Here is a 19,386-nt window from a genome sequence, read left to right as displayed (position 1 = left end):
CCGCCTGCGTCAACCCCGTCCGGAACCGTTGCGGCCTCCCGAGGCTTGAAGCCATCAGAACAACGCAGGAGATCAGGGACACGAGAGGGCACACGATAATCGGCACCGCAAGTCCAGTGGGAGTGTTGATCCGTGAAGAGACGACGCGCACGACTTGAACTGGTTGATGACCGCCCGATCCGAGTGCACCGCACTCGCTTCGAGGAAGAGCGCAACCCGCCACCGATCCAGCCGATGACGGCCCGCCAGGCCGAATATCTCGACGCCCTTGGTTCCCACCCGCAAGTCATCGTCCTCGGCCCCGCCGGGACCGGCAAGACCTACATCGCCGGCACCCGCGCCGCCGACCTGCTGCGTCAGCGCCGGGTCGCCAAGGTGGTCATCACCCGGCCGAACGTGCCCTCCGGCCGCTCCCTCGGCTTCTTCCCCGGCAGCATCGAGGAGAAGATCGCCCCCTGGGTCGCTCCCCTCACCGAGACCATGAAGGAGCGCATGGGCGAGGGCGCCTTCGAGATCGCCGTGAAGGCCGGCGACATCGAGGTCGTGCCCTTCGAGGTGATGCGCGGCCGCACTTTCAAGAACTGCCTGGTGATCCTCGACGAGGCCCAGAACACCACCCCGGCCGAGATCAAGATGTTCCTGACCCGGATCGGCGACGACACCCAGGTCATCATCAACGGCGACGTCTCGCAGACCGACCTGCGGGAGACCTCGGGGCTGCGCACCGTGATCCACCTGGTGAAGAGCCGGATGATGCCGATTCCGATCGTGGAGTTCGGCCTCGACGACATCGTGCGCTCCGGCATCTGCGCCGAGTGGGTGCGGGCCTTCGAGGAAGCCCGCGTCTGACCCGGACAGCGAGCCCGTCCGGTCGTCAGGACCGGGCGGGCTCGCTGCCCACATGAGCCGGCGGGGCGACGGCCGTGTCGCTCAGACCCGCTTCAGCCGCACCCCGAACAGCCGCAGCGCCACGAGCAGCGTCGCCGCGTAGGCGACGAGCCCGGCGGCGCCGAGCGCGGACAGAACCGCGAGGTCGCGAAAGCGCGGCAGCGCCGGCATCAGCCCGTCGATGAGGGGCAGGCCGCCGAGCGTGCAGCCGGCGAGCACGACGCAGGCCGCCAGCACCCCGCCGGCGGTGACGATCAGGGTCCGGCTCGGCGCGGTCCAGCCGCGGCCGTAGGCGAGGCAGAACAGGATCAGCACGTTGACCCAGACCCCGGCGGCGGTGGCGAGCGCGAGGCCCATCACCCCCAGCGGTCCCGTCAGCATCACCTTCAGGCCGACATTGACCGCGACCGCGGTGAGCGAGGCGACGACCGGCGTGCGGCTGTCCTGGCGGGCGTAGAAGCTCGCCACGATGCTGCGGATGAGCACCGCCGCCGGCAGCGCCAGCCCGTAGGCCGCCAGGACCGCACCGGAGCGGGCCGCCGCCTCCGCGTCGAAGGCGCCGCGCTGGAACAGCGCGGTCATGATCAGGTCGGGCACCAGCAGGAACGCCACCGCGAACGGCGCCGAGAGGGCGAGCGAGAAGCCGGTGGCGCGGTTCTGCGCCGCATGCGCGCCGTCCTGGTCGCCCGCGGCGATGCGCCGGCTCATCTCCGGCAGCAGCACCGTGCCGGCGGCGATGCCGATGACCCCGAAGGGCAGCTGGTAGAGCCGGTCGGCGTAGTAGAGCGCCGAGACCGCGCCGGTCGGCAGGAACGAGGCGATGATCGTATCGGCGAACATCGCGATCTGCACGCCGGCCGAGCCGATCACCGCCGGTCCCAGCATCCGGAAGAACCGGCGCATCCCGGCATCGCGCAGGGTCGGGCGCACCAGCGACGGGGCGAGCCCGGCCCGGCGCGCATCGGCCCAGACCAGCATGAATTGCAGCACGCCCGACACCGCGACGCCCCAGGCGGCGGCGGTGCCGGCATTCGGGAACAGGAAGGCGAGGGCGAGCGCGGCCAGCAGCGAGACGTTGAGCAGCACCGGCGCGGCGGCCGCGGCGGCGAAGCGCCGTCGGGCGTTCAGGATGCCCGACAGCAGCGTCACCAGGGTGATGAACAGGAGGTACGGGAAGGTGATGCGGGTGAGCGTCACCGCGAGCGCGAATTTCTCGGGCTCGTCGGCGAAGCCGGGCGCCAGCGCCCGCACGATCACCGGCATCAGCGGCAGGGCGAGCGCCAGCAGCGCCACCTGCACCAGCAGCATCAGGGTGAAGACCCGGTCGGCGAAGGCGCGCGCGGCCCCGGCCTCCGCGTCCAGCGCCGCGTAGGTCGGCACGAAGGCGACGTTGAACGCTCCCTCGCCGAAGATGGCGCGGAAGTGGTTCGGCAGCCGGAAGGCCACCACGAAGGCGTCGGCGACCGGTCCGGCGCCCATCACGGCGGCCATGACCACGTCGCGCAGGAAGCCGGTGGCGCGGGAGACCAGCGTCCAGCCGCCGACCGAGAGGATGCTGCGAATCATGCCGTGCTCCATAGCACAGCGTGGCGGTTGCGCGCGGGGCTCACACGGCGCCGGAATACCGGGCACGCCGCTCGCCGCGGCGGTCGTCGCGGACCAGGCGGTCGTGGCCGACCGCCGCCGGGCCGATGCGCTCGGCCACGACGTAGAGCGGGCGTCGCTTCACCTCGGCGAAGATGCGGCCGATATACTCGCCGATGATGCCGAGCGACATCAGCTGCACGCCGGAGAAGAACATCACCGAGACGATCAGCGAGGCGTAGCCCGGCACGTCCGGCCCGCGCAGCAGCGTGTCGGCGACGAAGTAGAGCGCGGCCAGCAGCGCCACGGCGGCGATCATGCCGCCGAGATAGGTCCAGACCCGCAGCGGCACGGTCGAGAACGAGGTGATGCCGTCGAAGGCGAAGCGGAAGAGCTTGCGGAAGCTCCATTTCGAGCTGCCGTGCTGGCGCTCCTCGACCTGGTAGGGCACCCCGACCGAGCGGAAGCCGATCCAGGAATACAGGCCCTTCGAGAACCGGGCCCGCTCGGGCAGCGAGCGCAGCACCTCGACGCCCTTGCGGTCGATGAGCCGGAAGTCGCCGGCGCCCTCCGGCAGCGGCATCTCGCCGAAGCGGGCGAAGAGCCGGTAGAACAGCCGGGCGAAACCGCGCCGCATCGCGCTCTCGTCGTCGCGGTCGGTGCGCTGGGCGTAGACCATCACGTTGCCCTCGCGCCAGCGCTCCCAGAAGGCCGCGATCAGCTCGGGCGGGTGCTGCAGATCGGCATCCATGATCACCACGGCGCGGCCCTCGGCATGGTCGAGCCCGGCCGCGATGGCGATCTCCTTGCCGAAGTTGCGGCTGAACGAGACCGCGCCGATGCGGGGCTCCGCGGCGTGGTGGGCCGCCACCACGGCGGCGGTGTCGTCGTGGCTGCCGTCGTCGACGAACACCACCTCCCAGGCCGGCGTCAGCCGCTCCAGCACCGGCGTGAGGCGCGCCAGCAGCGGGGCGACGTTGGCGCTCTCGTTGAAGACCGGTATGACGACGCTCAGGTCGACCGGCGCGGGGTGTGCGAACAGCTCCACGGTGCTGTCCCTCGTTTCGGTGTCGCGCCGCGGCGCGAGCCGGCGGCGATCGGTCATCGGGCCGGTGCAGGGCACCGGCGGCTCATGCGCGAGATCTAAGCCATGCTTCCTGAACGGCGCCCGGTCGTGCTCTGCGCCGACGATTACGGCCTGAGCCCGGGCGTCAGCCGGGGCATCCTCGAGCTGGCGCGGGAGGGCCGCATATCAGCCACCGGGTCGATGACCAACATCCCGGCCTTCCGCACGGACGCTCCGCCGCTGCGGGAGCTCGCCGGCACGGTCGGCCTCGGCCTCCATCTCACCCTGACGGCGGGGGCGCCCCTCGGCGCGATGCCGCGCGTCGCGCGGCACGGGCGCCTGCCGCCGCTCGGCCGGATCCTGTCCGCGAGCCTGTCGGGCCGCCTGCCGACATCCGAGATCCGCGGCGAGATCGAGCGCCAGCTCGACGCCTTCGCGCAGGCGATGGGCCGGCTGCCGGATTTCGTCGACGGGCACCAGCACGTCCACGTCCTGCCCGGCGTGCGCGGCGCGCTGCTCGCGGCGCTGGCGGCGCGGCGCTGGCGCGGCTGGCTTCGCGATCCCGGCGATCGTCCGGCGGCGATCCGGGCCCGCCCGCAGGCCCGCAAGGCGGCCGTCGTCGCGGGGCTCGGGCTCGGCTTTGGCGCGGTGGCCCGGCGGGCGGGGTTCGCCACCAATCGCGGCTTCTCCGGCTTCTCGGACTTCGCCGAGGGCGACGGGTTCGCGGACGCCTTCGAGCGGAGCTTCCGGGCGCTCGGCCCCGCCCCGGTGGTGATGTGCCATCCGGGCGAGATCGACGAGGCCCTGCGCGCCCTCGATCCCGTGGTGGCGAGCCGGCCGCGCGAACTCGCCTATCTCGGCTCCGACCGCTTCGCGGCGTTCCTGGAGCGGGAGGGCCTGCGGCTCGTGCCGGGGCCCGCGACATAGAAAAGCCCCCTCGCCCGGGCGGGGAGGGGGCTCTCGACTTTCGACGATCAGGCGCCGATCAGGCGATCGCCTCGCCGTACATCTTCTCGACGTGCTCCCAGTTCACCAGGTTCTCGATGAACGCCTTGAGGTAGTCGGGACGGCGGTTGCGGTAGTCGATGTAGTAGGAGTGCTCCCACACGTCGACGCCGAGGATCGGCTTGGCGCCGTGCACCAGCGGGTTCTCGCCGTTGGGGGTCTTCATGATCTCGAGCTTGCCGTTCTTCACGGCGAGCCAGGCCCAGCCCGAGCCGAACTGCGACACGCCGGCCTGGATGAAGTCGGCCTTGAACTTGTCGGTGCCGCCGAGGTCCTCGGCGATCTTCTTCTCGATCGCGCCCGGGATGGCGCCGCCGCCGTTGGGCTTCATCCACTGCCAGAAGTGGATGTGGTTGTAGTGCTGGCCGGCATTGTTGAACAGCGGCTGGTTCTGGCCGTAGGAGGCCTTCACCACCTCCTCGACGCTCTTGCCGGCGAGCTCCGAGCCCTCGAGCAGCTTGTTGCCGGTGTCGACGTAGGCCTTGTGGTGCTTGTCGTGGTGGAACTCCAGGGTCTCCTTCGACATGTAGGGCTGCAGCGCGTCGTAGGCGTAGGGAAGTTCGGGCAGCGTGAAGGCCATGGCGTGTCTCCGGATCGCTCGGGTCCTCGCGGCGCTTCCCGGGGAAGCCGCCGCGTCACCCGCGTCTACCTAAGTCGGCCTCGCGCCGGCGGCAACGCCGCTCGGCCCAACCCGGCGCCGCCGTCCAGGCCTTTGGCGGCTCGGGGCAGGCCGTCGAGGGCCGTTCAAGCGTGGCGATTTTGCAAATGCGGCCCGCACCTTTAAGCCTGTCGCGCGGGCGGGCGGGGCGACGGCTCCCGGCCGACCGTCCGGCTGTCCCCGATCGCCCGCCGGGATCGACCCGCTTCGTGCCGCCACCTCCGAGAATCCGATGATCGTTGCGTTGTCCGTGCTCGCCCTCCTGATGCTGATCGGCGGCCTCGCCGCGATGGTCCAGGGCATTCCGTTCATCCGGCTCGAGGTCGGCTGGACCATGGTGATCGCCGGCACGGTCGGGGCGAGCGGGGGCGCGGTGCTGCTCGGCCTCGCGGCCGTGGTCGCCCGGCTCGGGCGCATCGAGCGCGCCCTGCGGTCCGACCGGGCGGCCGCGCCGCTCGCCGCGGCGCCGGCCTTCCCCGAGCCCCCCGCCCCGGTCCGCCCGGCCCGCAGCGAGCCGGTGATGCCGCCGATCCCGACCATGCCGCTGCCGGCGCAGAATGCGTCCGCCGTGCAGGAGCCGCACGCGTCCGGACCGTCCGGACCGGGTCATGCCGCCGCCCTCGCGGCCGGGGCCGCCACGGTGGGGCTGGCGGTGGGCGAACTCCGCCTGCGGCGGGCCGACGACGCCGACCCGATCCTGCCGCACGAGCCGACCGTGCCGGACGCCATGCCCCGGGAGCCCGCGCTCCACGTAGCGCCGGTCGCGCATCCGGAGTCCGCTGCGCACGAGGCGCCGCCATCGGCCGCCGAGACCGCTCAGACTTCGGAGGTTGGCCCCGCCGAGCCCGTGCGGCAAGACTCCGTGGTTCAGGAGTCCGCTTATCAGGAACCAGCTCCCCCGGAGCACCACGAGCCGGCGCCGCCGGTCGTCGACGTCCCGACCGTCGCGGAATTGCCTCAGCCCGAGATCGCATCGAGCCCCGAGGCGGCTCCGGTCCCCGAGCCCGCGGCCGGCCCTCATGACACTGCGGTCGCCGAGGAGCCCACGGTCGCAGAGCACGCCCCCGAGGAGCCGGCGGGCAAGACGGTGATCGGCACCTACGATGCCGGCGACAACACCTACACGATGTATGCCGACGGCACGATCGACGCCGAGACGCCGGCCGGGCGCTTCCACTTCGCGTCGATCGAGGAACTGAAGGCGTTCCGCAGCGCCGGCGGCGAGGGCGCGGCCCGCAGCGCCTGACGGCGCCGGCATTTCCCGGGATGAACCGGATGCCGGTTCGTCCTGAAGAATGCGGCAGGATCAGGGGCCTGCCGCATCGGCCGGTCGCCGGCGCGCCTGCACAACGACTGTCGCCATGATCGTCGTCATGCCGGCAGCCCGACCTTCGGCCGAAGGCCGTCCCCCTGATCCACGACGATCGACGCGAGAGTCGCACGCGATCGGGAATGGGTCGGGCCGCGAGGGTCTGCGTTGTTTAGCGCGCACCCGCCGCCGTCCTGTGCCTTGCGATCGGTGGTGGCGCGATCGAAATACGCTCGATCGCGAAGCTCGGCCAGTTCGACATCCCGACGAGCCGTTCGTTTCGCTCCGGATCTGCAAGGCCTCAACCGCTGCGAGATGCCCTTCTCACCGAAGCGACACCGTCCCGCCGGGGTGCCGCCAGATCTTCCCGTCGAGTTCCAGCTCCATCAGCAGGCTCTGTGCGACCCGCGCCGGCAAGCCGGCCTGCCGGGCCAGGGCGTCGACCGGGACCGGCGACGGGCCGAGCAGTTCGAGCAGGATGGTCCGGTCGTCGCGCGGCACCGGCTGCGGCGGGCCTTCCTCGAACGGCGGGTGCGCCGGCTCGGCCGCCATGGCGATGACCGGTTCCGCCGAGAAGTCGATCTCGTCCCAGTAGAGTGCCGGTTCTGCCCGGTCCGCCGCGTCCTCGGCCCCGGTCTCCGGCGCGGGCCCGCCGATCAGCGGGGTCAGGACCGCCATGACGTGCTCGGGGGCGGCGCACAGCGTGGCGCCGTCGCGGATGAGGTCGTTGGTGCCCTCGGCCCGCGGATCGAGGGGCGAGCCCGGCACGGCGAAGACCTCGCGGCCCTGTTCGAGGGCGAAGCGGGCGGTGATGAGCGAGCCGGAGCGGCGCGCCGCCTCGACCACGATCGTGCCGAGGGACAGCCCTGAGATGATGCGGTTGCGGCGGGGGAAATCGCGCCCCCGCGGCTCCCAGCCCATCGGCATCTCGGCGACGATCGCGCCTCCGGAATCGAGGATGCGCGCGACCAGCTCCTCGTGCTCGGACGGATAGATCCGGTCGTGCCCGCCGGCCAGCACCGCGACGGTGCCGCTCTGGAGCGTCGCCTTGTGGGCCCTTGCATCGACGCCGCGGGCCAATCCGGAGACGATCACCAGCCCCTCGTGGCCGAGCGCGTGCGACAGCCGCTCGGTGAAGGTGAGGCCGGCGGCGGACGCGTTGCGCGAGCCGACGATGGCGACGGCGGGGCGCCTGAGGCAGGCGGCGTCGCCGCGCAGGCCGATGAGCGGCGGCGCGTCCGCCGTGGCCTGGAGCGGCAGGGGGTACTCCGCCTCGCCCATCGCCACGAACCGGGCGCCGAGGCGGGCGGCCGCCGCGATCTCGCGCTCCGCCTCGGCCTTGGTGGCGACCCGGATCGGCTTGCCCCGGGCCTTGGCGAGGTCCGGCAGGGCCCTCAGCGCGGCGCCCGCCCCGCCGAAGCGGTTGACCAGCCCCCGGAAGGTGCGCGGGCCGACCCCCTCGGAGCGGATCAGCCGGAGCCAGTCGAGGCGCTGCGCGTCGCTTAACTGCAAGACCCAACTCCCCCTCGAAGGTCCATCGAACCTTGGGTGAGGGTCGGTATCAGACCTTCAGCCCTTCTGGCCGATGCGCCCCTCCGTGCCTGCGGCGAGGCGGCGGATATTGGGCGCGTGCTTCCACCATAGCAGCAGGGCGAGCACGCAGAACAGCACCGCGAGGCGCCCCTGACCGAACGCCCACAGGGCGAGCGGGGTGGCGGCCGAGGCCGCGAGCGCCGAGGCCGAGGAGTAGCGCAGCAGGAAGGCGAGGCCGAGCCAGACCGCGGCGAAGACCAGGACCCCAAGGGGAAACAGACCGAGCAACACGCCGATGAAGGTGGCCACACCCTTGCCGCCCTTGAAGCCGAGCCAGACCGGGAAGAGATGGCCGAGGAACGCGCCGAGCCCGGCGGCGAGTGCCGCGTCCGGTCCGCCGAGGCGCGCGGCGAGGAGCACTGCGGCGGTGCCCTTGAGCGCGTCGCCGACGAGCGTCGCGGCCGCCAGCCCCTTGCGGCCGGTGCGCAGCACGTTGGTGGCGCCGATATTGCCCGAGCCGATCGCCCGCACGTCGCCGAGGCCGGCCAGGCGCGTCAGGATCAGCCCGAAGGGAATCGCGCCGAACAGGTAGCCGACGGCGAGCCAGAGGGCGATCTGGGTCCAGTCCGGCGTCATCGGCCCGTCTCCTCGCCGCGGTGGACGATGCGACCGGCCACCATGGTCAGCGCGGCCTGCCCCTGCAGCCGCGCCTCGTCGAACGGCGAGTTCTTCGAGCGCGACTTCAGCCGGCGCTTGTCGAGCACGTAGGGCGCGTCCGGATCGACCAGCACGAGGTCGGCGGGGGCGCCGGGCGCGAGGCGCCCGGTCTCGCGCCCGAGCACCCGCGAGGGCGCGGCCGAAAGGGCGGCGAGGAGGCGGGGCAGCGAGACGTCGCCGGCATGGACCAGGCGAAGGGCGGCGGCGAGCAGCGTCTCGATGCCGAGCGCCCCGTCGGCGGCCTCGGCGAAGGGCAGGCGCTTGGTCTCGACGTCCTGCGGGTTGTGATCGGAGACGATCACGTCGATCACGCCCTCGTTCAACGCCGCCACCACCGCCTGCCTGTCCTGCTCGGTCCGCAGCGGCGGCGAGAGCTTGCAGAAGGTGCGGTAATGGCCGATGTCGTTCTCGTTCAGAACCAGGTTGTTGACCGAGACGCCGCAGGTGACCGGAAGTCCCGCCTCCTTGGCGCGCCGCACGATCTCGACCGAATCGGCGCACGAGATCATCGCGGCGTGGTAGCGCCCCCCGGTGAGGCGCACGAGGCGGATGTCGCGCTCGAGCAGGATCGTCTCGGCCTCCCGCGGGATGCCGTGGAGCCCCAGCCGCGAGGCCATCTCGCCCTCGTTCATCACCCCGTCGCCGACGAGCGTCGGCTCCTCGACGTGCTGCATCAGCAGAACGCCGAAATCGCGGGCGTAGGTCAGCGCGCGACGCATCACCTGGGCGTTGGTGACCGCCTTGAGCCCGTCCGTGAAGGCGACGGCGCCGGCCTCGGTCAGAAGCCCGAACTCGGTCATCACCTGGCCGGCGAGGCCCTTGGTGATGGCGGCGGCCGGCAGCACGTGGATGCTGGCGGTGTCGCGGGCACGCCGCAGCACGAAGTCGACGATCGCCGGCTCGTCGATCGGCGGGTTGGTGTCGGGCATGCAGACCAGGGTGGTGACGCCGCCCGCGGCCGCCGCCGCGCTGGCGCTCGCCAGGGTCTCGCGGTGCTCGGCCCCGGGCTCGCCCACGAAGGCGCGCAGATCGACGAGGCCGGCGGTCAGCACCTGCCCACCGCACTCGATCACTTCCGCGCCCTCGGGCACGGAAGCGGGCGTTCCCCAGTGGATGTCGGCGATGCGATCGTCGCGGACGAGCACCGCGCCGGGGCCTTCGCGGCCGGTCGCGGGGTCGATCAGGTGGGCGTTGGTGAGGAGGAGTGTGGTCATGGATCAAGCCGCTCGGAGTGCGGGGGCGTAGAGGAGCGTCGCTCGACTACGGCGAGTATGGTGTCGAGCGCGAGTTGGGGATTGCCGAGGAAGGCGTCGTTCGTGAACCGCCTGATCTCGAAAGATTGGCTGCGGAGCCAGGCATCCCGGGCAGCGTCTCGCTTGCCGCGCTCGACCGTGTCGTGCGGCTCCCCGTCGAGTTCGACGATCAGGCGGGCGGAAGGGTAGAGGAAGTCAACGATGTAGGGGGTGATGGGGACCTGCCGCTTGAACTTGTGGCCGGAGAGGCGGCCGGCGCGGACTTGGCTCCAGAACAGGGCTTCGGTGCGTGTGGAAAGGGAGCGCCGATCCTTTGCGAAGTCTCTGAGACGGTCGGGGACCGGATTGCGCTTCTCCTGCTCCACCCGCCTCTCCTCTTAAGCTCGCCGCCCTCGACCCCTCCCCCCTCCGCGGGGGAGGGTGCCCCGCGGATGCGGGGCGGGAGAGGGGACGCCGCTTCCGGAGAAGTCGCGACCGTGGTGAGGGGCGCCACATGGATCAGCGTCGCGCCGCCCCTCTCGGCGGGACCTCGTCCCGCTGCGCTCGCTCCGCTCGCCACCCTCCCCCGCAGAGGGGGGAGGGTTCGGCCGTGCCGCCCTTCCCCAAGGTTACGCCTGACCCCTCACGCGTTCGGCAGATGCGTCGCCAGCGCTTCCAGCACCGCCATCCGCACCGCGACCCCCATCTCGACCTGTTCCTTGATCAGCGACTGCGCACCGTCGGCGACCTCGGACGAGATCTCGACGCCGCGGTTCATCGGGCCGGGATGCATCACCAGAGCGTCGGGCTTGGCGTGGCTCAACTTGTCGCCGTCGAGGCCGAAATAGCGGAAGTATTCCTTCACGGAGGGCACGAAGGAGCCGTTCATCCGCTCGCGCTGGAGCCGCAGCATCATGACGATGTCGACGCCGTCGAGCCCCTTGCGCATGTCGGTGAAGACCTCGACGCCGAAGCGGGGCAGGCCCGGCGGCAGCAGGGTCGAGGGGCCGATCACCCGCACCCGGGCGCCGAGCGCCATGAGCAGGATGATGTTCGAGCGCGCCACCCGCGAGTGCAGGACGTCGCCGCAGATGGCCACCGTCAGCCCCTCGATCCGGCCCTTGTTGCGACGGATGGTCAGCGCGTCGAGGAGCGCCTGGGTCGGGTGCTCGTGGGCGCCGTCGCCGGCATTCACCACCGAACAATCGACCTTGCGGGCCAGCAGATGCACCGCGCCGGCCTGGTGGTGGCGCACCACGATGATGTCGGGGCGCATCGCGTTCAGGGTCGCGGCGGTGTCGATCAGGGTCTCGCCCTTCTTCACCGACGAGGAGGCGACCGACATGTTCATCACGTCGGCGCCGAGGCGCTTGCCGGCCAGCTCGAACGAGGACTGGGTCCGCGTCGAGGGCTCGAAGAACAGGTTGATCTGGGTTCGCCCGCGCAGGGTCGAGCGCTTCTTCTCGACCTGGCGGCTGATCTCGACGGCCTCGTCGGCACGGTCGAGAAGCGCCGCGATGTCGAGGGGCGAGAGGCCCTCGATGCCGAGGAGGTGGCGGTGCGGGAAGCCGGGGGGTGCCTGGGTGCTCATCCTGGGACCAGGGCTATAGGAGCGGCGCAGGCCCGCCGCAAGGATCGCCTGCGGACCATCGCCGGTATTTGACAACCGCTCCTTCATCACCCACTTGTCCGCTTCGCCGCGCGACACCCCGCGCCGGCCGCCCCGCACAAGTTGAAGCCCGATCTGCCGCGGTGTGCTCTTCGAAGAGGCAGCCCGTCCATGAAAGTCGTCGTCGTCGAGTCGCCGGCCAAAGCCAAGACGATCAACAAGTACCTCGGCAGCGACTACGAGGTGCTGGCCTCGTTCGGGCATATCCGGGACCTTCCGGCGAAAGACGGCTCGGTCGATCCCGAGCAGGACTTCCATATGCTGTGGGAGCTGGAGGATCGCGGGGCGAAGCGGGTCGCCGAGATCGCGAAGGCCGTGAAGGGCGCCGACAAGCTGATCCTGGCGACCGACCCGGATCGCGAGGGCGAGGCGATCTCCTGGCACGTCTTGGAGGCGCTGCAGGCCAAGAAGGTCCTCAAGGACGTGCCAGTCGAGCGCGTCACCTTCAACGCCATCACCAAGGATGCGGTCGCGACCGCGATGGCCCAGCCGCGGGCGATCGACCAGGCCCTCGTCGACGCCTATCTGGCGCGCCGGGCGCTGGACTACCTCGTCGGCTTCAACCTCTCGCCGGTGCTCTGGCGCAAGCTGCCGGGCGCCCGCTCGGCGGGGCGGGTGCAATCGGTGGCGCTTCGCCTCGTCTGCGACCGCGAGCGCGAGATCGAGACCTTCAAGCCGCGCGAATACTGGTCGATCGTCGCCACGCTGAAGACCGAGAGCGGCGCGGTGTTCGAGGCGCGCCTCGTCGGCGCCGACGGCAAGCGGATCCAGCGCCTCGACGTCGGCAACGCGGAGGAGGCCGAGGCCTTCCGGCGCGACCTGGAACTCGCCACCTTCACGGTCGCCTCGGTCGAGGCCAAGCCCGCCAAGCGCCACCCGCAGCCGCCCTTCACCACCTCGACCCTGCAGCAGGAGGCCTCGCGCAAGCTCGGGCTGGCGCCGGCCCAGACCATGCGGGTGGCCCAGCGGCTGTACGAGGGCATCGAGATCGGCGGCGAGACCGTCGGCCTCATCACCTATATGCGGACCGACGGCGTCGACATGGCGCCGGAGGCGGTGACCCAGGCCCGCCAGGTGATCGGCGCCGAATACGGCGACGCCTACGTGCCGGGCGCGCCGCGCAAGTACAGCGTCAAGGCGAAGAACGCGCAGGAAGCCCACGAGGCGGTGCGCCCGACCGACCTCGCCCGGCTGCCGAAGGACGTGGCGCGCTTCCTCGAGCCCGAGCAGGCCAAGCTCTACGAGCTGATCTGGATCCGCACGGTCGCGAGCCAGATGGAATCGGCCGAGCTCGAGCGCACCACCGTCGAGATCTCGGCCCAGGTCGGCCCGCGCCGCATCGAGTTGCGCGCCACCGGCCAGGTGGTGAAGTTCGACGGCTTCCTCACCCTCTACCAGGAGGGCAAGGACGACGAGGAGGACGAGGAATCCCGCCGCCTGCCGCCGATGAAGGCCGGCGACGGGCTCGCCCGCGAGCGCATCGCCGCCACCCAGCACTTCACCGAGCCGCCGCCGCGCTATTCCGAGGCGAGCCTGGTCAAGCGGATGGAGGAGCTCGGCATCGGCCGGCCCTCGACCTACGCCGCCGTGCTGCAGGTGCTGCGCGACCGCGAATACGTCAAGATCGACAAGAAGCGCCTGGTGCCGGAGGACAAGGGCCGGATCGTCACCGGCTTCCTCGAGAGCTTCTTCCGCCGATACGTCGAGTACGACTTCACCGCCGATCTCGAATCGCAGCTCGACCGGGTCTCCAATGCCGAGATCGACTGGCGGGCGGTGCTGCGCGACTTCTGGCGCGACTTCTCCGCGGCGATCGCCGGCACCAAGGAACTGCGCACCACGGAAGTGCTGGAGGCGCTGAACGGGCTCCTCGCCGAGCACATCTTCCCGGCCAAGGCCGATGGCGGCAATCCCCGTGCCTGCCCGAACTGCGCCAGCGGCCAGCTCTCGCTCAAGCTCGGCAAGTTCGGCGCCTTCGTCGGCTGCTCGAACTACCCGGAATGCAAGTACACCCGCCAGCTCAACGCCACCGGCCTCGACGGTGACGGCGACGGCTCCGGCGAGGGCGGCCAGCCCGGCGTGCGGGTGCTCGGCGACGATCCCGAGACCGGCCTGCCCGTGACCTTGCGCGACGGCCGTTTCGGCCCGTTCCTGCAACTCGGCGAGGCCTCGGCCGAGAAGGGCGCGGAGAAGCCCAAGCGCTCGTCCCTGCCCAAGGGGCTCGCGCCCTCGGCGGTCGACCTCGAAAAGGCGCTCAAGCTCCTGTCGCTGCCGCGCGAGGTGGCCCGTCACCCGGAGACCGGCGAGCCGATCCTGGCCAATATCGGCCGCTACGGCCCCTACGTGCAGCACGGCAAGACCTACGCCAATCTCGGCAAGGACGACGACGTGCTGGAGGTCGGCGCCAACCGCGCCATCGACCTGATCATCCAGAAGGAGCAGGGCGGCGGCCGCCCGGCGCAGGATCCCGGCCGCCTGATCGGCACCACGCCCGACACCGGCAAGCCGGTCACCGTCAAGGCCGGACGCTACGGCGCCTACGTCACCGATGGCGAGATCAACGCCACGCTGCCCAAGGGCGCCGATGCCGAGGCCGTGACCCTCGACGAGGCGTTGCGCCTGATCGCGGCCCGGCGCGAGGCCGGCGGTGGGACGAAGAAGAAGGCGGGCGCCCGCAAGGCGCCGGCCAAGAGCACGGCCAAGACCGCGACCAAGACCGCCGGCAAGGCGACGGCGAAGACCGCCAAGGCCGCGGCGAAGGACACGGCCGCGGAGGACGGCGAGGCGAAGCCCAAGCCCGCCGCGCGGAAGGCGGCCGCCAAGGCCACCGGTACCGAGGACGCAGGCGATACGGCGAAGGCCGCAAAGAAAACGCCGGCCAAGAAGCCCGCGACCGGCAAGCCCGCGGCCAAGACGGCCAAGGGCGCCGCCGGGGAATAGGCCCCCCGGGACGCGTGGCGCGACGCCGGGAACCGCCCCGCTCGCGCCACGTTCTCTTCTCGAAGGCGGGTTCCCCATTCGCCGAAGACGGTCCGCCCGCCGAGGTCCTATCCCTCCGGCGGGCGTCCTTTTGTGCGGCGGGGCCGGCTGCCTAGGCGCAGTGCGGCGGAGCCGTTTCGCCGGTGCCCTGCCGCCCGGGCCTGGCGTACCGTCCCCGGAGATTCACAGGACGATCCGTGGTCCGACGCCGCAGGCGATTTCAGCTTGAGCGTGATGCGGAGTCCTCACTCCTGCCTTGATTGCGGCGCCTCCTGCCCCTCGACCCGGCCGCGTACTCGACCCGGCCCCAAGCCAGCCCAGCGAGGCAGCAGCGTGCGTTTCATCGGCATTTTCGGGGCGCTCCTCTCGGTGGCCCTCGTCCTCACGGTCGGCGCCTTGTGCACCCTCGTCGCGGCACCGTTCCGCGCCGCCCTGGCATTCCGCCGCGCCTGACGCGCAGACGGTCCCGGCGACGCTCCGCCGCCGGGATCACTCCTCACATCCGCCGGGATGCCGTCAGGCGACGGTCCTGGCGAGCCAGATCGCGGCCGACAGCCCGACCCCCGCGACGCCGATGAACCCGACATAGAGCGCGAGCGTTGGGTCGGCGCGGTCGTGCGCGTAGCCCGGCTTGCGCGGCGACAGGCGCCAGCGCTCCTTGATCTCGGCGAGGCGGGCGCGGGCGATGTCCTTCGGCGACAGCGCGTTGCCGCCCGCCTCCTCGCAGGTGCCGAGCATCGCCATGCCGGGGTCGAACACCTCGACCTTGTCGCCGCTGCGGCCGGAATCGATGTCGCCCTTCAGCATTGCCGTGTTCGGCTTGTCGGCGTCGATCGGGGCCGGGGTGCCGGCGCGCTGCGCCGACAGGTGCGGCGGGATGTCGGTGTCGTAGGCCATGATCCTGTCTCTCTCGTCGTCTGGGCGAGGCCGGCCGGTCCGGCGCCTCGCGGCGTTCCGAGGGACTACGTTCGGCGCGGTGCGAAGTTCGCGGACCCGCAGGCCGTCGCGGCGTCGCGGGTCTGCGGAGGCCGGCCCGGGGGCGCGGTCGAGGGCGAGCGCTCGTTCGACCATGATCTACGGGGGAACCTTTCGCGCTTCGATCGGTAGTAGACCCTGTTCAGATCTTGCGAAGGTTGACGCAATGCCGATGGTCTACGTCGATACGTTCGATGGTGTCGCCACCTTCGACGACGTAGGGATCGAGCTTGCGGATACGAGCGCGATCCGCGACTACGTGCGGTCCGTGCTGATCAATATGCTCGCGACTGAACGATGCGGCGACGATGGTCTTCGGTGCCACGCTAACGTCCGCGACGCCTCCGGCCGACAGGTCTTGGCGGCCTCCCTGGTGCTGACCCTGACCGTGCCGGACTGACCCCCGACCGGGCGTTGGCCGGCCGGGCATTCACCCGGCTTGTTCAGCTTGCCGCTTACCCGAGGGAGGACCGCCGCGTCCGGCGCGTCGCTACCGGGAGGCCGGGTCGCTCCCGGGCCGACCGTGCTTGGCGGGGCGGCGCAGGTCGATCGCCCGGTCGATCAAGCCGCCGACGAACAGCGTCAGCAGCAGGAACACGGTGCCGAGCGCGAGCGGCAGGAAGGCGCCGAGCCCGCACAGGATGCCGAGGGCAGCCGTTACCCAGATCGCCGCGGCGGTGGTCAGCCCGTGGACCCGGTTGCCCTCGCCCTTCACGATCACGCCGGCCCCCAGGAAGCCGATCCCCGTGATGGTGCCCTGGATCGCCCGGCTCGCATTGGCGTCGGTGCCGTCGCCGGAGAAGCCCGACCCGGCCATGGTCACGAGGGCCGCGCCGAGTGCGACGAGCCCGAGCGTGCGCACGCCGACGGGCTTCGAATGCATCTCGCGGTTCACGCCGACCAGGCCGCCCGCCAGGATCGCGGCGCCCAAGCGCAGGCAGATGTCGAAGGGGTCCATCATCGCCCGCGACCGCGCGGGCCATGGGCCGCCTCGGCGGATGCGAGAGGCGTCGGGAGCGGGGGCATGTCGGGAGAGGGGCGCGGCATCTCCCGCACCTTCCGTCGGAACGGGTTAAGGCCGGGTGTGGGCATGATCGCCCGGTCCGGTTCACCCACCGTCATCCGCTAAGACGGATGAACCGTTCGGCCAAAGCGCGGGCATTTACCCGATCGCAATGGTCGGGAATCAACAATCCGGCGTCGCCTTTCATGCCGCGCCGCGACGCGCGGGCCGACCTGCGAGCCGCCAGATGGCCGGGAAACCCGCGGATCTCCGCGACGTCCATATCGGCAGCCTCATCGAGGAGAGGCGCCTGCGTGCCGGCCTGAGCCGCGAGGCCCTGGCCAACCCCCTCGACGTCTCGCTGTCCCAGCTCGGCAAATACCTGAAGGGCGCCAACCGCCTGAGCGCCACCGACCTCGACGTGGTGGCGCGGGTGCTCGGCGTGCCGGTCGGCTTCTTCTTCGAAGGGATGCCGGGCCGCGACCAGCTGTCCCCGGGGCTCAGCGACCGACCGCAGGCCCGCTTGGAAACCCAGGCCGGGTGGACCGACTTCGCCGAGGCCGTGGCCCGCGCCGCCGACACCCATCTCGACGAGGAGCGGCGCCAGTCCCTCGGCAGCCTGGTACGGGCGATCGACCACGCGCTGTCTGGGCAATATCCGTTCGATAAACCGGACGCCTTCGGTCCGTCGGATTGACGTTCGGGATTCCGGCTGCCAGAACCCCGAGGATCGATGTGTCGGGCAGGGTCGGTCGGTGCGCCGCGCTCGACGGGACCTTGAGGGCTTCGCATCCTATGCCGCGTTCCAACTACCTGTTCACCAGCGAGTCGGTCTCCGAGGGCCACCCGGACAAGGTCTGCGACCGCATCTCCGACACCGTCGTCGACGCCTACCTGGCGGTGATGCCGGAGGCCCGCCTCGGCGTCGAGACCCTGGCGACCACCAACCGGATCGTCATCGCCGGCGAGGTCCGCGGCCCCGATTCCGTGACCTTCAAGGACCTGGAGGAACTGACCCGCGCGGCCGTGAAGGACATCGGCTACGAGCAGGACGGCTTCCACTGGAAGAACAACGACGTCGCCATCTACCTGCACGCCCAGTCCGCCGACATCGCCCAGGGCGTTGACGCCGCGGGCAACAAGGACGAGGGCGCGGGCGACCAGGGCATCATGTTCGGCTACGCGTCCGACGAGACGCCCGCCCTGATGCCGGCGCCGATCTACTACGCCCACAAGATCCTCAAGGACCTGGCCGACGCCCGCAAGGCGAAGTCGGGCGACGCCGCCAAGCTCGGGCCCGACGCCAAGAGCCAGGTCACCGTGCGCTACGTCGACGGCCGCCCGGTCGAGGCGACGCAGATCGTGCTCTCGACCCAGCACATCGACGAGTCGCTCGATTCGGCCGCCGTGCGCGCCATCGTCGAGCCCTACATCCGCGCCGCCCTGCCGGAGAACTGGGTCACCGACGGCACGGTGTGGCACGTCAACCCGACCGGCAAGTTCGTGATCGGCGGTCCCGACGGCGATGCCGGCCTGACCGGCCGCAAGATCATCGTCGACACCTATGGCGGCGCGGCGCCCCACGGCGGCGGCGCCTTCTCGGGCAAGGACCCGACCAAGGTCGACCGCTCGGCGGCCTACGCGGCGCGCTACCTCGCCAAGAACGTCGTCGCCGCCGGCCTCGCCCGCAAGGCCACGATCCAGCTCGCCTACGCCATCGGCGTCGCCAAGCCGCTGTCGATCTACGTCGACCTGCACGGCACCGGCGAGGTCGACGAGGCCAAGCTCGAGTCGGTCCTGGGCCAGCTCGTCGACCTGTCGCCCCGCGGTATCCGCACCCATCTCGGCCTCAACAAGCCGATCTACGCCCGCACCTCGGCCTACGGCCATTTCGGCCGCGAGCCCGAGGCCGACGGCGGCTTCTCGTGGGAGCGGACCGACCTCGTCGGCCAGCTCAAGAGCGCCCTGGCCTGATCCGGTGCCCCGATGCTAACGGGGCGTCCATACGCCCTTCCTTGGCTTCGGGACATCATGGACGACCACGACACCGACGCGGGGCCCGAGCGGGCCCGCGCCTTCTACGGCCGGCGCAAGGGCAAGCGCCTGCGCCCGGGCCAGGAGGAGCGCCTCGCCGACCTCCTGCCGCGCCTGCGCCTGCCCGAGGCCGGCCCCCTCGATCCCGCCGCCCTCTTCCCGCGGCCCGTCTCCGAGACCTGGCTCGAGATCGGCTTCGGCGGCGGCGAGCACCTCGCCGCCCAGGCCCGGCTCAATCCCGGCACCGGCATCATCGGCTGCGAGCCCTTCGTCAACGGCGTGGTGAAGCTTCTGCGCACGGTCGACGAGGAGGAGCTCGACACCGTCCGGTTCTGGGACCGCGACGCGATGGAGCTCCTGCCCCGCCTGCCGGATGCCAGCATCGGCCGCGTCTTCCTGCTCTACCCCGATCCCTGGCCGAAGCGCCGCCAGCGCAAGCGCCGCTTCGTCTCGGAGGAATCGCTGAACGAGATCGCCCGGGTGCTGAAGCCCGGCGGCGAGTTCCGCTTCGCCTCCGACATCGACGACTACGTCGGCTGGACCCTGGTGCGGGCCGCCGCGTGCGCCCCCCTGCGCTGGACCGCGACCCGCAGCGCCGACTGGACCACCCCGTGGCCGGAATGGCCCGGCACCCGCTACGAGGCCAAGACCACCGCCGAGGGCCGCCGGCCGACCTACCTGACCTTCGTGCGGGTGTGAGCGGCCGGGCCGGTCGCCGTCGCGGCGCATCGGCC

At 71.4% G+C, this 19,386-nt stretch carries 18 protein-coding genes; 8 read left to right on the top strand and 10 right to left on the bottom strand.

All coding sequences use genetic code 11. The features are described 5' to 3' along the window. Positions 1 to 132 precede the first annotated feature (132 nt). Positions 133 to 849, top strand: a complete 717-nt coding sequence (locus V3T34_RS23980; RefSeq protein ID WP_060850282.1) for a PhoH family protein — start codon at positions 133 to 135, stop codon at positions 847 to 849. 81 nt (positions 850 to 930) lie between these two features. Here V3T34_RS23980 and murJ read toward each other — a convergent pair whose 3' ends face one another. Both murJ and V3T34_RS23970 read right to left on the bottom strand, forming a co-directional pair. Continuing rightward, positions 931 to 2,454 (bottom strand): murein biosynthesis integral membrane protein MurJ, encoded by a 1,524-nt coding sequence (gene murJ, locus V3T34_RS23975; protein ID WP_305078182.1) that lies wholly within the window; start codon positions 2,452 to 2,454, stop codon positions 931 to 933. A 40-nt stretch (positions 2,455 to 2,494) separates the two neighbouring features. Further along, entirely contained in the window at positions 2,495 to 3,520 is a 1,026-nt protein-coding gene (locus tag V3T34_RS23970) for a glycosyltransferase family 2 protein (RefSeq protein WP_288587457.1), read from the bottom strand. Positions 3,521 to 3,622: 102 nt separating this feature from the next. On the opposite strand from V3T34_RS23970, the gene V3T34_RS23965 reads away from it, so the two are divergent. Further along, entirely contained in the window at positions 3,623 to 4,465 is an 843-nt protein-coding gene (locus V3T34_RS23965) for a ChbG/HpnK family deacetylase (protein ID WP_305078183.1), read from the top strand. A gap of 58 nt (positions 4,466 to 4,523) precedes the next feature. On the opposite strand, the gene V3T34_RS23960 is transcribed toward V3T34_RS23965, so the two are convergent. Then, positions 4,524 to 5,123 (bottom strand): superoxide dismutase, encoded by a 600-nt coding sequence (locus tag V3T34_RS23960; RefSeq protein ID WP_060850279.1) that lies wholly within the window; start codon positions 5,121 to 5,123, stop codon positions 4,524 to 4,526. A gap of 310 nt (positions 5,124 to 5,433) precedes the next feature. Between V3T34_RS23960 and V3T34_RS23955 the strand changes: the two genes are divergently transcribed. Beyond that, positions 5,434 to 6,447: a hypothetical protein gene (locus V3T34_RS23955; protein ID WP_305078184.1), complete on the top strand. Its 1,014-nt coding sequence runs from the start codon at positions 5,434 to 5,436 to the stop codon at positions 6,445 to 6,447. 387 nt (positions 6,448 to 6,834) lie between these two features. On the opposite strand, the gene dprA is transcribed toward V3T34_RS23955, so the two are convergent. The 5 genes from dprA to V3T34_RS23930 all read right to left on the bottom strand — a co-directional run bounded on the left by dprA (position 6,835) and on the right by V3T34_RS23930 (position 11,583). Further along, positions 6,835 to 8,022: a DNA-processing protein DprA gene (dprA, locus tag V3T34_RS23950; protein ID WP_305078185.1), complete on the bottom strand. Its 1,188-nt coding sequence runs from the start codon at positions 8,020 to 8,022 to the stop codon at positions 6,835 to 6,837. Between the two features lie 57 nt (positions 8,023 to 8,079). Beyond that, complete coding sequence (gene plsY / locus V3T34_RS23945) at positions 8,080 to 8,679, bottom strand: glycerol-3-phosphate 1-O-acyltransferase PlsY (protein WP_091888998.1); 600 nt, start codon at positions 8,677 to 8,679, stop codon at positions 8,080 to 8,082. Continuing rightward, on the bottom strand, positions 8,676 to 9,974 hold the full coding sequence (locus tag V3T34_RS23940; protein WP_091889000.1) for a dihydroorotase: 1,299 nt from the start codon (positions 9,972 to 9,974) through the stop codon (positions 8,676 to 8,678). Before V3T34_RS23940 ends, plsY begins: the two co-directional genes overlap by 4 nt. Continuing rightward, positions 9,971 to 10,378 carry an endonuclease domain-containing protein gene (locus tag V3T34_RS23935; RefSeq protein WP_305078186.1) on the bottom strand — a complete coding sequence of 136 codons (408 nt, stop codon included), beginning with the start codon at positions 10,376 to 10,378 and terminating at the stop codon, positions 9,971 to 9,973. Before V3T34_RS23935 ends, V3T34_RS23940 begins: the two co-directional genes overlap by 4 nt. A gap of 257 nt (positions 10,379 to 10,635) precedes the next feature. Next, entirely contained in the window at positions 10,636 to 11,583 is a 948-nt protein-coding gene (locus V3T34_RS23930; protein ID WP_305078187.1) for an aspartate carbamoyltransferase catalytic subunit, read from the bottom strand. A gap of 189 nt (positions 11,584 to 11,772) precedes the next feature. On the opposite strand from V3T34_RS23930, the gene topA reads away from it, so the two are divergent. After that, positions 11,773 to 14,601 carry a type I DNA topoisomerase gene (gene topA, locus V3T34_RS23925; protein WP_305078188.1) on the top strand — a complete coding sequence of 943 codons (2,829 nt, stop codon included), beginning with the start codon at positions 11,773 to 11,775 and terminating at the stop codon, positions 14,599 to 14,601. 555 nt (positions 14,602 to 15,156) lie between these two features. On the opposite strand, the gene V3T34_RS23920 is transcribed toward topA, so the two are convergent. Further along, entirely contained in the window at positions 15,157 to 15,537 is a 381-nt protein-coding gene (locus tag V3T34_RS23920) for a hypothetical protein (protein WP_060850271.1), read from the bottom strand. Between the two features lie 244 nt (positions 15,538 to 15,781). Between V3T34_RS23920 and V3T34_RS23915 the strand changes: the two genes are divergently transcribed. After that, positions 15,782 to 16,015, top strand: a complete 234-nt coding sequence (locus tag V3T34_RS23915) for a DUF6894 family protein (protein ID WP_060850270.1) — start codon at positions 15,782 to 15,784, stop codon at positions 16,013 to 16,015. A gap of 90 nt (positions 16,016 to 16,105) precedes the next feature. Here the strand turns inward: V3T34_RS23915 and V3T34_RS23910 are convergent, their stop codons facing one another. Next, positions 16,106 to 16,576 (bottom strand): MgtC/SapB family protein, encoded by a 471-nt coding sequence (locus V3T34_RS23910; RefSeq protein WP_305078189.1) that lies wholly within the window; start codon positions 16,574 to 16,576, stop codon positions 16,106 to 16,108. Positions 16,577 to 16,865: 289 nt separating this feature from the next. Between V3T34_RS23910 and V3T34_RS23905 the strand changes: the two genes are divergently transcribed. The 3 genes from V3T34_RS23905 (at position 16,866) to trmB (ending at position 19,351) form a co-directional block, all read left to right on the top strand. Next, positions 16,866 to 17,315 (top strand): helix-turn-helix domain-containing protein, encoded by a 450-nt coding sequence (locus tag V3T34_RS23905; protein ID WP_091889012.1) that lies wholly within the window; start codon positions 16,866 to 16,868, stop codon positions 17,313 to 17,315. Positions 17,316 to 17,413: 98 nt separating this feature from the next. Then, positions 17,414 to 18,592, top strand: a complete 1,179-nt coding sequence (metK, locus tag V3T34_RS23900; RefSeq protein ID WP_091889014.1) for a methionine adenosyltransferase — start codon at positions 17,414 to 17,416, stop codon at positions 18,590 to 18,592. Positions 18,593 to 18,649: 57 nt separating this feature from the next. After that, positions 18,650 to 19,351, top strand: coding sequence for a tRNA (guanine(46)-N(7))-methyltransferase TrmB (gene trmB / locus V3T34_RS23895; protein ID WP_060850267.1), 702 nt, complete (start codon positions 18,650 to 18,652; stop codon positions 19,349 to 19,351). The last annotated feature ends 35 nt before the right edge of the window (positions 19,352 to 19,386 follow it).

Source organism: Methylobacterium ajmalii (genome assembly GCF_036448855.1).
Lineage (GTDB): Bacteria > Pseudomonadota > Alphaproteobacteria > Rhizobiales > Beijerinckiaceae > Methylobacterium > Methylobacterium ajmalii.
The sequence above is the reverse complement of the archived record's forward strand: the minus strand, read 5'-3'. Positions and strand labels throughout refer to the sequence as shown.